This window comes from Streptomyces eurocidicus, from assembly GCF_002891295.1.
GTDB lineage: Bacteria > Actinomycetota > Actinomycetes > Streptomycetales > Streptomycetaceae > Streptomyces > Streptomyces eurocidicus.
Genome location: NZ_LGUI01000009.1, coordinates 351,330 through 363,815 on the forward strand (window position 1 = coordinate 351,330; position 12,486 = coordinate 363,815).

General features: G+C 73.3%; 9 protein-coding genes. 6 read left to right on the forward strand and 3 right to left on the reverse strand.

Features of this window, described 5'->3' with window-relative positions; translation table 11 throughout:
- Positions 1 to 35 precede the first annotated feature (35 nt).
- The 6 genes from AF335_RS25580 to AF335_RS25605 all read left to right on the forward strand — a co-directional run bounded on the left by AF335_RS25580 (position 36) and on the right by AF335_RS25605 (position 9,315).
- Positions 36 to 2,804: a lysylphosphatidylglycerol synthase transmembrane domain-containing protein gene (locus tag AF335_RS25580; protein ID WP_102920757.1), complete on the forward strand. Its 2,769-nt coding sequence runs from the start codon at positions 36 to 38 to the stop codon at positions 2,802 to 2,804.
- A gap of 379 nt (positions 2,805 to 3,183) precedes the next feature.
- Positions 3,184 to 3,579 (forward strand): TOBE domain-containing protein, encoded by a 396-nt coding sequence (locus tag AF335_RS25585; protein ID WP_087926387.1) that lies wholly within the window; start codon positions 3,184 to 3,186, stop codon positions 3,577 to 3,579.
- Positions 3,580 to 3,592: 13 nt separating this feature from the next.
- The gene (modA, locus tag AF335_RS25590) at positions 3,593 to 4,375 is read left to right on the forward strand and encodes a molybdate ABC transporter substrate-binding protein (protein ID WP_102920758.1); all 783 of its coding nucleotides are present in this window, start codon (positions 3,593 to 3,595) and stop codon (positions 4,373 to 4,375) included.
- A complete protein-coding gene (locus AF335_RS25595) occupies positions 4,372 to 6,402 on the forward strand; it encodes an ABC transporter permease (RefSeq protein WP_102920759.1) in 2,031 nt (676 codons plus the stop codon). Before modA ends, AF335_RS25595 begins: the two co-directional genes overlap by 4 nt.
- Before the next feature lie 166 nt (positions 6,403 to 6,568).
- Complete coding sequence (locus AF335_RS25600; RefSeq protein WP_102920760.1) at positions 6,569 to 8,101, forward strand: alpha/beta hydrolase; 1,533 nt, start codon at positions 6,569 to 6,571, stop codon at positions 8,099 to 8,101.
- 128 nt (positions 8,102 to 8,229) lie between these two features.
- Positions 8,230 to 9,315, forward strand: coding sequence for a hypothetical protein (locus tag AF335_RS25605; RefSeq protein ID WP_102920761.1), 1,086 nt, complete (start codon positions 8,230 to 8,232; stop codon positions 9,313 to 9,315).
- Positions 9,316 to 9,527: 212 nt separating this feature from the next.
- Here AF335_RS25605 and moeZ read toward each other — a convergent pair whose 3' ends face one another.
- From moeZ to AF335_RS25620, 3 genes are all read right to left on the reverse strand, one after another.
- Positions 9,528 to 10,706: an adenylyltransferase/sulfurtransferase MoeZ gene (moeZ, locus tag AF335_RS25610; protein WP_102920762.1), complete on the reverse strand. Its 1,179-nt coding sequence runs from the start codon at positions 10,704 to 10,706 to the stop codon at positions 9,528 to 9,530.
- Positions 10,707 to 10,793: 87 nt separating this feature from the next.
- Positions 10,794 to 11,567 carry a spherulation-specific family 4 protein gene (locus AF335_RS25615; RefSeq protein WP_376697769.1) on the reverse strand — a complete coding sequence of 258 codons (774 nt, stop codon included), beginning with the start codon at positions 11,565 to 11,567 and terminating at the stop codon, positions 10,794 to 10,796.
- A complete protein-coding gene (locus tag AF335_RS25620; RefSeq protein WP_087926393.1) occupies positions 11,555 to 12,469 on the reverse strand; it encodes an NAD-dependent epimerase/dehydratase family protein in 915 nt (304 codons plus the stop codon). Before AF335_RS25620 ends, AF335_RS25615 begins: the two co-directional genes overlap by 13 nt.
- Positions 12,470 to 12,486: the final 17 nt, after the last annotated feature.

Genomic DNA, 12,486 nt, shown 5'->3' on the forward strand with positions numbered 1-12,486 from the left:
GCGGGGCCATGCCACCATCTTCCGGGCGGTGACTGGTGATACGAGACCAAGAAGAGAAGACGGACCGGAAGCAGGGCGCGGGACCTCGCGAAGAGGCCGGCGCTCCCGGAGAGCTGCCCGCGTCCGGCGACGAACCCGGAGCTGATCCCTCCGGTTCTCCGGAGCGGGACGGCGGCGACGCGTACGCCTGCGAGGGCGGCGAGACGCACATCGACCGGGTCTCCGGCGACGAGCCGCTGCTGCCCGCCCGGGTGCACCGCCCGGTCGACCTGGTGCGGCTGTTCCTCGGCATCGTCGGCATCGCCCTCGTCCTCGCCCTCGCGGCCTTCGCCCACGGCACCACCACGGGCCTGGAAGAGGACATCAAGGACAGCACGGGCCGGGCCCCGCAGCTGCTCGCGAACTTCGCCGGGCTCGCCGCCAACATCGCGATCTTCATCGTCCCGGTGGCCTTCGCCATCGAGCGGCTGATCAAACGGGACGGGCTGCGGATCGCCGACGGCGTGCTCGCCGCGGTCCTGGCGCACGGCGTCTCGCTCGCCACCGACCTGTGGGTGGCGAGAACGGCGCCCGACTCGATCCGCGACGCCCTCACCCAGCCCGCGCCCACGGGCGGGCTCACCGACCCGGTGCACGGCTATCTGGCCCCCGTGATCGCCTATATGACGGCCGTCGGGATGTCCCGGCGCCCGCGCTGGCGGGTCGCGATGTGGGCCGTCCTGCTCCTGGACGCCTTCGCGGTGCTGGTCAACGGCTACACCACGCCGTTCTCGATCGTCACCACCGTGCTGATCGGCTGGACGGTCGCCTACGGCACCCTCTACGCCGTCGGCTCCCCGAACGTCCGGCCCACGGGCCGGCACCTCCTCTCCGGGCTGCGCCGGGTCGGCTTCAAGCCGGTCACCGCCCTGCGCACCGAGGACAGCGCCGACGCGGTGGGCGGGGAGCAGCCCCACGACCGCGGCCGGCGGTACATCGTCACCCTGGAGGACGGCCCGCCGCTGGACGTCACGGTCGTCGACCGCGAGCAGCAGGCGCAGGGCTTCTTCTACCGGGTCTGGCAGCGCCTGGCGCTGCGCGGCATCACCCAGCGGCGCAGCCTCCAGTCGCTGCGCCAGGCCCTCGAACAGGAGGCGCTGCTCGCCTACGCGGCCATCGCCGCCGGCGCCAACGCCCCCAAGCTGATCGCCACCTCCGAGCTGGGCCCGGACGCGGTCATGCTCGTCTACGAGCACATCGGCGGCCGTGCCCTGGGCGCCGTGCCCACGGAAGAGATCACCGACGAGCTGATGGCGGGCGCCTGGCGGCAGGTGCAGGCCCTCCAGTCGCGCCGGATCGCCCACCGCAGGCTGGACGGCGACGCCCTCCTGGTGGATCGTTCCGGCAATGTCGTCCTGACCGACCTGCGCGGTGGTGAGATCGCCGCCGGCGACCTGGTGCTGCGCATGGACGTGGCCCAGCTGCTCGTCACCCTGGGCCTGCGGGTCGGGGCCGAGCGGGCGGTGGCCACCGGTGTGGAGGTGCTCGGCCCCGACGCGGTCGCCGACAGCCTCCCGCTGCTCCAGCCGCTGGCGCTGACCCGCGTCAGCCGGGCGACGCTCCGGCAGCTGGCCCGGGAGCGGGCCCAGCGGGAGCGGGAGACGGTGCTGGAGACCGCGCGCGCGGCCAAGGAGGCGAAGGCCGCGCAGGCCGCCGACGCCGGCACGGCCCCGGCGGCCGAGGCGGTGAGCGACCGTAAGGCGCTCAAGGCCGAGCGGCAGGCGGAGAAGAAGGCGATCGACGAGGCCCTGGAGGGGGCCCGCGAGGAGGACCTGCTGGCGCAGATCCGCCGCCAGGTGCTGCTGATCCGCCCGCAGGCGCCGATAGAGCCGGTCCGCCTGGAGCGGATCAAGCCCCGTACGCTCATCAGCTTCGTGGCCGGCGCCTTCGCCGCGTACTTCCTGCTCTCCCAGCTGACGCACGTGCGCTTCGGCGACCTCGTCGACAAGGCCAACTGGGCGTGGGTGGCGGTGGCGGTGGCCTTCCAGGTCCTCACCTACGTGGCGGCGGCGATGAGCCTGCTCGGCTTCGTGCCCGAGAAGGTGCCCTTCGGCCGGACGGTCCTGGCCCAGGTGGCGGGCTCCTTCGTCAAGCTGGTGGCCCCGGCGGCGGTGGGCGGTGTCGCGCTCAACACCCGCTTCCTCCAGCGCGCGGGCGTCCGCCCCGGCCTGGCGGTGGCGAGCGTCGGCGCGTCCCAGCTCTTCGGCCTGGCCTGCCACATCATGCTGCTGCTGTCCTTCGGCTACGTCACCGGCACGGAACGCAGCTCGTCGATCGGCCCCTCCCGGACGGTGATCGGCGGCCTGCTGACGGCGGCGGTGCTGGTCCTCGTCGTGGCCGCCATCCCGGTCCTGCGGAAGTTCGTCTCGACCCGGGTGCGGTCGCTGTTCGCGGGCGTCGTGCCGCGCATGCTGGACGTGCTCCAGCGGCCGCAGAAGCTCTTCGCCGGCATCGGCGGCATGCTGCTGCTGACGGCCGCGAACGTGATGTGCCTCGACGCCGCGATCCGCGCGTTCGGCGGGGAGCTGAGCTACGCGAGCATCGCCGTCGTGTATCTGACGGCCAACGCGCTGGGGTCGGCGGCGCCGACGCCGGGTGGTGTGGGCGCGGTGGAGTTCGCTCTCACGGGTGCGCTGACGTTCGCGGGGTTGCCGGCGGAGCAGGCGGCGCCGGCGGTGCTGTTGTTCCGGCTGATGACGTTGTGGTTGCCGGTGTTGCCGGGGTGGATCTCGTTTACGCATCTGACGCGCAAGGGAGCGATTTAGCAGGCTGCTGCCCCTGCGTCGGGGGGCGGCCAGGGGCCCGGCGGCGGGTTGCCGCTGCGCGGGGCTTTTCCCCAGCCCCGCCCCTTCCCGTAACCGGGGAGATCCCCGGGCCCCCTTTCCGCGCTGCCGCGCGATGGCCTCAATCGCCGGCCGGGCTGGATTTCCCGCCTGTCCGAGCTCGGCTTTCCGCCCGGCCCCTGGCAACAACCTCTCAGCCCGGTTCCGGGCGACAACTCAGCCCGTCCGGCGTTTGAGGACCGGGGTCCGGGGCAGAGCCCCGGTTCGGGTGCCGCTGCGGGGGGCCACCGTCCCGCACATACAACCCCCACCACCCCTCCCGCCTTGCATCTGCGCGCCACACCCCCATAATCTGCCGCACATGCAAGCCTCCTACCCCATCGGCCGAGCCGCCCGTCTCCTCGGTGTCAGTCCCGACACCGTCCGCCGGTGGGCCGACGCCGGGCGGATACCCACCCGGCGGGACGAGGCGGGGAAGCGGCTCATCGACGGGACCGATCTCGCCGCGTTCTCCGTCGCGCTCGCCGCCGAGGGGAGCGGCGAGGAGGCCGCGTACACCTCCGCCCGGAACGCGTTCCCCGGGATCATCACGGCCGTGAAGCTCGGCGACGTGGCCGCCCAGGTCGAGATCCAGGCCGGTCCGCACCGGCTCGTCTCGCTGCTCACCCGGGAGGCCGTGGAGGAACTGGGGCTGGCCGTCGGGATGGAGGCCGTGGCCCGGGTGAAGGCCACCAACGTGCACATCGACCGCGCCTGAACCGGAGATCCCGATGCCCCGCACCCACCGCCTCGCCCTGCCCGCGCTCACGGCGGCCGCCGCCCTGCTCCTGGCGGGCTGCGGCAGCGACGACAAGAAGGGCGACGGGACGAACGACGCCGACGGGTCGAAGACGACCCTCACCGTCCTCGCCGCCGCCTCCCTCACCGACGTCTTCAAGCAGGCCGGGACGGCGTACGAGAAGGCGCACCCCGGCACCACCGTGAAGTTCTCCTTCGCCGGGTCGCAGGAGCTGGCCTCCCAGGTCCGCCAGGGCGTGCCCGCCGACGCCCTGGTCACCGCGGATACCAAGACCATGGACGACCTGCGGTCGGAGACCGGTACGCCCACGGTCATCGCGAAGAACCGGCTGACCATCGCCACCGCCAAGGACAACCCCAAGGGCGTCAAGGGCCTCTCCGACCTCTCCCGCGGCGAGCTCAAGGTCGTACTGGCCGCGCCCGAGGTACCCGTGGGCCGGTACAGCAAGAAGGTCCTGGACCAGCAGCACGTCACCGTCAAGCCGGTCTCCCAGGAGCCGAACGTCCGGGCCGTCCTCAGCAAGGTCTCGCTGGGCGAGGCCGACGCCGGGATCGTCTACCTCACCGACGCCGCCGCGGCCAAGGGCAAGGTCGCGACCGTCACCGTGCCCGACGCGCAGAACGCCGTCGCCTCCTACCCCGCCGCCGCCCTAAAGAACTCCGCGCACACCAAGGAGGCGGGCGACTTCGTGAAGTGGCTGAGCACGGACGAGGCGCAGAAGCTGCTCCGCGCCGCCGGCTTCCAGCAGCCGTGAGGAAGGGCCCGCGCCGGGGGCGCACGCCCCTGGCGCTCGGGCTGCCGGCCGTCCTGGCCGTCGCCTTCCTGCTCCTCCCCCTGCTCGGCATCCTCGCCCGGACCCCCTGGGACACGCTGCCGTCCCGCCTGGGCTCGCACGAGGTCTCCGAGGCGCTGGGACTGTCCCTCCTGGTCTCCGGCTGGGCCCTCCTGCTCTCCCTGGTCCTGGGCGTCCCCCTGGCATGGCTGCTGGCCCGCCGGGACTTCCCCGGTAAGGCGCTCGTACGCAGCCTGGTGATGCTCCCGATGGTCCTGCCGCCGACCGTGGCCGGCGTGGCACTGCTCCAAGGCTTCGGCCGACGCGGCGTACTGGGCCCCTGGCTGGAGACATGGTTCGGCGTCACCCTGCCGTTCTCCACGGCCGGAGCGGTCGTGGCGTCGGCATTCGTGTCCATGCCCTTCCTCGTCATCAGCCTGGAAGGAGCGCTGGAAAGCCTCCACCCGCGCTACGAGGAGACCGCGACGACCCTGGGGGCGACACCCCTCCGGGTCTTCCGGACCATCACCCTCCCTATGATCGCCCCCGGTCTGCTGGCCGGGGCGGCGCTCAGCTGGGCCCGCGCCCTGGGCGAGTTCGGCGCGACGATCACCTTCGCGGGCAACCTCCCGGGCACCACACAGACCCTCCCCCTCCAGGTCTACCTGCTCCTCCAGGAGGACCCGGAAGGAGCGACAGCCGTATCGCTCCTCCTGCTCGCGATCGCGACAGCGGTACTCCTGGCCCTACGAGGCCGCTGGCTGGGCGGCCCGCAGCCGCACGGAGGCGGAAGGGGGCGGGACGGGGAGGGCTCCGGAGAGGGCGTTGGGGGCACCCCCAGCGGTAGCTGGGGGAATGATTTGCGGCAAATTTCGGGGCTCCTCACCCGTGGAACAGGGGCCGTAAATCATGCAGCCCCGGAGGACCCTCCCCGTCCCGCCCCCGACCCCACCCCGCACCCGCTGCACACCACGGTCGAAGGCGCCACCACCACCCGCATCGAGGCCGAATCGGGCACCACCATCGCCGTAGTGGGCCCCAACGGCGCGGGAAAGACCACCCTCCTCCGCGCCCTCCTCGGCCTGACCGACCGAGCGACCGCCAGACCCCTCCGACTGGGCGACACCGACGCCTCCGACAGCCCCCCGCACACCCGGCGCATCTCCTGGGTCCCCCAGGACGGCGCCCTCTTCCCCCACCTGACCGCCCTCGCCAACACCGCCTACGGCCTCCGAGCCCAGGGCGTCCCCCGCGCCGAGGCCCACCACGAGGCCCGGCACTGGCTCGACCGGCTGGACGTCGGCGAGCTCGCGCGCCGCCGCCCCGGCAGCCTCAGCGGCGGCCAGGCCCAGCGCGTGGCCCTGGCCCGCGCCCTCGCCGCCCGCCCCCGGCTGCTGCTCCTGGACGAGCCGCTGGCCGCGCTCGACCAGTCGACCCGGGCGCACGTCCGGCACACCCTGCGCACCCACCTCGCGGACTTCCCGGGCGTCTGCCTGCTGGTCACCCACGACCCCGTGGAGGCCGTGTCGCTCGCCGACCGCGTCCTCGTGCTGGAGGACGGCCGCACGGTGCAGTACGCGACGCCCGCCGAGCTGACCCGTCACCCCCGCTCGCCCTGGGTGGCCCGGATGCTGGGCCGGAACGCGTGGCCGGGAAAGTCCACGGCGGAGGGAACGGTGGTGCTGGACGGCGGCACGACCCTCGTCGCGGCCCCGCCGACAGGGGAAACGGATCGTAGGGAAGGCACGACCCCGGGCCTGGCGGTGACCGGCCCGGAGGCCGTGTCCCTGCACACCACCCGCCCCACGGACGGCAGCCCCCGCAACGTCTGGCCCGGCACGATCCGCGAGATCACGACACAAGGCGCCCGGCTCCGCGTCCTCGTGGCCGGCGAACCGGACGTGGTCGCGGAGGTGACCCCGTCGGCGGCGGCGGACCTCGGCCTGGCGGAGGGCGTACGGGTCTGGGTCAGCGTAAAAGCAACAGAGGTCACCTTCGTACCGCTCTAGCGGTGAGGCGGCCCGGCCGCACCCCAGGGATGCCAACCCCAGCGCCCCGAATCGGCCCCGCGTGCCCCGAACGCCCCACCCCGCGCGCACCCCCGCCCGCCGCCCCGCAAGATGGCAGTCGGCCCCTTTCTCCGGCCCCTCAGCCCTCGACCCCGGGAGCGCGCCGTTGTCCAGTTCCGTAAGGGCCGGGGGCCTGTTGTGCGCCGCGCTGCTGACCCTCAGCGCCGTCAGCTGCGCGGGCGGCGGCGAGAACGGCGGCTCGGCGTCGGCAGCGGCGGCGGCCGCCGCCCCGGAGCGCCAGCGGCTGAACTGGAAGCCCTGCCCGGCGCCGAGCGGCAGTGAGAGCGGGGCGACGGGCAAGGCGCCGGGCGCCGACTGGGAGTGCTCGACGCTGCGCGCGCCCCTGGACTACGGCAACCCGGGGAACGGCAGCGTCGACCTCGCGCTGATCCGGGCGAAGGCCACCGACCGGGCCCACCGCATCGGCTCCCTGGTGTTCAACTTCGGCGGCCCCGGCGGCTCGGGCATCACCACGCTCCCGGCGTTCGCCGACGACTACACCAAACTGCGCACTCGTTACGATCTGGTGAGCTTCGACCCGCGAGGCGTGGGCCGCAGCAGCGGCATCACCTGTCTGAGCGACAAGGAACTGGACGCGTACTACGCGGCCGACGCGGCCCCCGACACCAAAGAACAGGCGAAGAGCCTGGTCGAGCGGGTGGGAAAGTACGCGCAGGCGTGCGAGAAGCGGGCGGGGAAGATCCTGCCGCATGTGGGGACGTCGAACGCGGCCCGCGACATGGACCTGATGCGGCGGGTGCTGGGCGACGACAAGCTGCACTACTTCGGCGTCTCGTACGGCACCGAACTGGGCGGGGTGTACGCCCACTTGTTCCCGGACAAGGTGGGCAGGGCCCTCTTCGACGGCGTCGTGGACCCGACCAGCGACCCCGTGCAGGGCTCCCTGGGCCAGGCGAAGGGGTTCCAGCTGGCCCTGGGCAACTACATGGACGCATGCGTGAAGAACTCCGACAACTGCCCGACGGAGCAGCAGATCGGGGAACTGCTGCGGCGGCTGGACAAGAAGCCCGTGCCCGGCGCGGGCGGCCGCGAGCTGACCCGCTCGCTCGCCACGGCGGGCATCGCCCAGGCCCTGTACTCGCAGGACTTCTGGGACTACCTCACGGAGGGCATCGAGGACGCGGAGAACGGCGACGGGAAGCTGCTTCTCGCCCTCGCGGACGCGCTGAACGGCCGGGGCCAGGACGGGCGTTACAGCACGCTCCAGGCGTCGCTCAACGCCATCACGTGCGCGGACTTCGCGCAGCGGTACACGGCGGTCGAGATCGAGGCGAAGGCGCCGGAGTTCCGCAGGGCCTCCCCCGTGTTCGGGGACTTCATGGCCTGGAGCCTCACCCAGTGCACCGGCTGGCCGGTCAAGGGCGAGTGGCGGACCCCGGACGTGAGCGCCAAGGGCGCGCCGCCGATCCTCGTGGTCGGCAACACCGGTGACCCGGCTACCCCTTACGAGGGGGCGCGCGCGATGGCGCGCGAGCTGGGCCCGGGGGTAGGAGTGGAGCTCACCTACCGGGGACAAGGGCACGGCGCGTACGACGGCGGCAACGCGTGCGTCAAGGAAGTGGTGGACGCGTACCTGTTGGAGGGTACGGTGCCCCAACCGGGCAAGATCTGCTCATAGTACTGTTCAACGTACACACAGCACATATCACATGGCATCGGTGGCGCGAACCGACGCGTCGAATGTCTGTGGCTCGCACTACGATCTCCCGCACAGCAGTTCCGTGACGGACGGTCGGGGGGAATGCGATGTCGTACAGCCCGCCGCGGCCCACCGGGCAGGCCGAGCGCAAGGTGCGCGTGCTCACCGGCTTCCTGGCGGTCGCCGCCCTCGTGGCCGCCCTGGTCGCGCTCTGGCAGACGCAGTCCACGCCGCTCGCCCGCCGGACGTACTGCTGGGGCGCCTGGACGGAGGGGGCGGGCCCGTTCCGGGACGGCGGCGGCGAGCGCGCCGCCGAGGAGAGCGTCCCCACCCGGGAGCGGCCGCGCGGCCATTGCGTCGTCAGCTGGCGGGGCGGCCGCGGCGCGGGGGCGTACGAGCAGCGGATCGAGGTGCGGCTCGGCACGGGCCCGAGCGACGTCGCGGGGCGGCGGGAGTGGGTCGGCGGGCTGTTCGCGGGCGGTGACCGGGCGCTGCCCGGCCTGCTGCCCGGGTTCACGGCCGACGGATCGGGCGCGCTGGTGCTGCCGGAGAGCTGCGACGTGGGCGGCCGCCCGTCGGTCGTGACGCTCACCAGCTCGTTCACGGACGCCGTCGACAGGGGCAGCCATCCGGGGTTCCCCGAGGACTCCCCCGCGCGGACGGGCGAGTTGCTCGTCCGGGCCGCCAACCGCGCGACGGAGACGACGCGTTGCTCCGAGGCGCCGTCCCTACGGCTCCGCCCGGAGCCGCTCGCGTCGTCCACGCCGCCGGCCCCGGACGCGCCGGCGGGGCGGTGCGCGATCCCCGGGCTGGGCGAGGACGCCGCCGGGGAGCACCTGACCGACACGGTGGCCGGCGGCGCCGGGGACGACCTTCAGTCGTGCGCGGTGGCCGAGGGCGACGACGGACGCCCGGCGGCCCGGTTCACGATGGTCGGGCGGCCCAGGATCGTCGCCCTCTTCGACGGTCTGACTGGCGACTCGCCGCCGGCCCCGGGCTGGCGGGGGCGGGGGCGGATGGACGCGGCGGGGGCACTGCTGAGGGCGGAGTGCGACGGCAGACCGACGGTCTTCGCGATGCGGGTGGGTCCTGGACGGACCCATACGCGGCTGGACGACCCACGGCGCTCGTTCCCGGCCTTCGTGGACGCGGTGGCGGCACGCATAGGCTGCGCGCCGCTGCATACGGGCTGACGCCCGGGACTCGGGGCTCCGCCCCGGACCCCGGCCCTGTCCTCGGCCGCCAGGGCGGGCCGGAAATCCCGACCCGCCCCGCGCACGGCCGAACCGCCTAAGCGCTCCGCTGGAACTCCGGCGAGTCGTCCGCGGGTGCGTCGTGGCTGGTCGCGCAGTTCCCCGCGCCCCTTCGGGGCGCTGCCGAACCGCACCGGACTTCGCCGGCCGGCTTAGTACACCGGCTTCTCGGGCTCGATCTGGTTGACCCAGCCGATCACGCCGCCGCCCACGTGCACCGCGTCGGCGAAGCCCGCGGACTTCAGGACCGCCAGGACCTCCGCGGAGCGGACGCCCGTCTTGCAGTGCAGGACGATCTTCTTGTCCTGGGGCAGGTCCTGGAGAGCGGCGCCCATCAGGAACTCGTTCTTCGGGATCAGCCGGGCGCCGGGGATCGAGACGATCTCGTACTCGTTGGGCTCGCGGACGTCGATGATGTCGATCTTCTCGTCCGCGTCGATCCACTCCTTGAGCTGCCGGGGAGTGATCGTGGAACCCGCGGCGGCCTCCTGGGCCTCCTCCGAGACCACACCGCAGAACGCCTCGTAGTCGATCAGCTCGGTGACCGTGGGGTTCTCTCCGCAGACCGCGCAGCCGGGGTCCTTGCGCACCTTGACCTGGCGGTAGGTCATCTCCAGGGCGTCGTAGATCATCAGGCGGCCGACCAGCGGCTCGCCGATGCCCGCGAGCAGCTTGATCGCCTCGTTGACCTGGATCGAGCCGATGGAGGCGCACAGCACGCCCAGCACGCCGCCCTCGGCGCAGGAGGGCACCATGCCCGGCGGCGGGGGCTCGGGGTAGAGGCAGCGGTAGCAGGGACCGTGCTCGCTCCAGAAGACGGACGCCTGGCCGTCGAAGCGGTAGATGGAGCCCCAGACGTACGGCTTGTTCAGCAGCACGCAGGCGTCGTTGACCAGATAGCGGGTGGCGAAGTTGTCCGTGCCGTCCACGATCAGGTCGTACTGGGAGAAGATCTCCTTGACGTTCTCCGCCTCCAGGCGCTCCTGGTGGAGGACGACGTTCACGTAAGGGTTGATGCCCAGCACCGAGTCACGGGCGGACTCGGCCTTGGAACGGCCGATGTCGGCCTGGCTGTGGATGATCTGCCGCTGCAGATTCGATTCGTCGACCTCGTCGAACTCCACGATGCCGAGGGTGCCCACGCCGGCCGCGGCGAGGTACATCAGAGCGGGGGAACCGAGGCCGCCGGCACCCACACAGAGCACCTTCGCGTTCTTCAGGCGCTTCTGCCCGTCCATCCCGACATCGGGGATGATCAGGTGACGGGAGTACCGACGAACCTCGTCAACGGTGAGCTCGGCAGCCGGCTCGACCAGGGGTGGCAGCGACACGGGGTCTCCAGGAGAGGCATCCCCGCTCGCGCGGGGAACATACAGGCGGCGTTCGGTTCTTCCCCTGTAACCCTGCCACGCCCCGTCTCATTCCGAGACACCAGGTCCGATGCGCGAGACGATCTCGTCCCAGTAGCCGGGCATCACCTCCCAGGGGTCCGCTTCGTCCCGGTCCGTCCGGTCGGTGAAGTAGATCGTCCCCGCGCCCTGCCAGCGGGCGATGCGCAGGGCCTCGTCCAGGTGCGCCCGGGGCACGCCGTACACCAGGTGGCAGAACCGCTCCGGCGGGTGGTCGGCGGTCCACTCGGCCACCTGCGACCAGCGGTAGGCGGACCAGGGCCCGCGGAAGGTCACCAGCTGGTCGGCGAGTTCGGCGTATCCGGCGCAGGGGTGGGCGCCGTGGACGAGGACGACGCGGGCGCGTTCGCGCAGCGTCCGCAGGGCGCTCACGGCGCGGCGGACCGTGGGCAGCGCGGCCGGGCCCGTGGGGCAGGCGTCCAGCGAGAAGCCGTCCACCTTGTACCAGTTGAGGTAGCGCTGCGCCTCCCCGAGGAGCTCCTCGAAGGGGCGCTCGCCGAACTTCAGGTCCAGGTGGCCGAGGAGCCGGACGCCCGCGTCCCGCAACCGGGCGACGGCGGGCAGGCAGTACGGGTCCGGGCGGGCGCCCGGACCTCCCGAGGCGCCGGGCGCGGCCATGGCGCCGCTGCCGAGCACGACCCAGTCCACCGGCACGTCCGCGCGCAGGAGTTCGCCCCATTCGGCGGGGGCGAGCAGCGGGTGGGCCATGCCGGGGACGCCGAACCGCAGCGGGGCGTCGGTGTCCGGCGAGGCCCGGCGGCCGGAGGGGATCAGATACGACACGCCGCCTCCATCCAGATGTCGGCGAGCGACTCCTCCAGGCCGATCCGGGGCCGCCAGCCGAGCCGGTCGCGCGCGGTGCGCACGTCGGCCTGCTGCCAGCTGCCGCAGCCGTCGGGGTAGGGGTAGGCGGGCGGGGTGCCGAGGTGCGGGTCGTCCAGCTCGTGGAGGGCGCCGCCGAAGCCCGCGACGCGGGCGAGCAGGGAGGCGGCGTCGCGGAGCCTGACCGCGCGGCCGGTGCCGATGTTGACGGCGCCCTGGGCGGCGGAGAGGGAGGCGGCGTGGACGGCGCGGGCCACGTCGCGGACGTCGACGAAGTCGCGCTGCACCCCGAGGCCGCTGAGCTTGAGCTCGCTGTCGCCGCTCTGCATGGCGCGGCGCATGGCGTCGGCGAGCCGGCCCAGCGGGGAGCCGGCGGGGGTGCCGGGCCCGACGGGCGAGAAGACGCGCAGCACGATGGCGTCCAGGCCGGAGCCGAGGACGAGCTCGGTGGCGGCGAGCTTGCTGACGCCGTACGGGCCGCCGGGTCGGGGGACGGCGTCCTCGGCCGTGGACGAACCGGGCTGCGAGGGCCCGTACTCGGAGGAACAGCCGAGCTGGACCAGGCGGGCGCCGCAGCCGCTGCGCCGCAGCGACTCGCAGACGGTGGCGACGGCGACGGTGTTGTGCCGGGTGAGGTCGCGGGCGCCGCCGCGGGTGGCGCCCGCGCAGTTGATCACCACGCCGGGGTGGACGGCGTTGAGGAAGCGGGTGAGCGCCCCGGGGCTGCCGGTGGCCAGGTCGAAGCGGACGTCCGCGTCGTCGCCGCGGCCGAGGGCGGTGAGCTGGACGGCGGGGTCGGCGAGCAGCCGGTCGGCCACGTAACGGCCGAGGTAGCCGTTGGCGCCGAGCAGAAGGACCCTCATCGGTCGCGTGCTCCCTC

Coding starts and splice junctions, on each gene's coding strand:
- modA (WP_102920758.1), top strand. CDS start 3,593: ATGCCCCGCACCCACCGCCTCGCCCTGCCCGCGCTCACGGCGGCCGCC.
- AF335_RS25605 (WP_102920761.1), top strand. CDS start 8,230: ATGTCGTACAGCCCGCCGCGGCCCACCGGGCAGGCCGAGCGCAAGGTG.
- AF335_RS25585 (WP_087926387.1), top strand. CDS start 3,184: ATGCAAGCCTCCTACCCCATCGGCCGAGCCGCCCGTCTCCTCGGTGTC.
- AF335_RS25620 (WP_087926393.1), bottom strand. CDS start 12,469: ATGAGGGTCCTTCTGCTCGGCGCCAACGGCTACCTCGGCCGTTACGTG.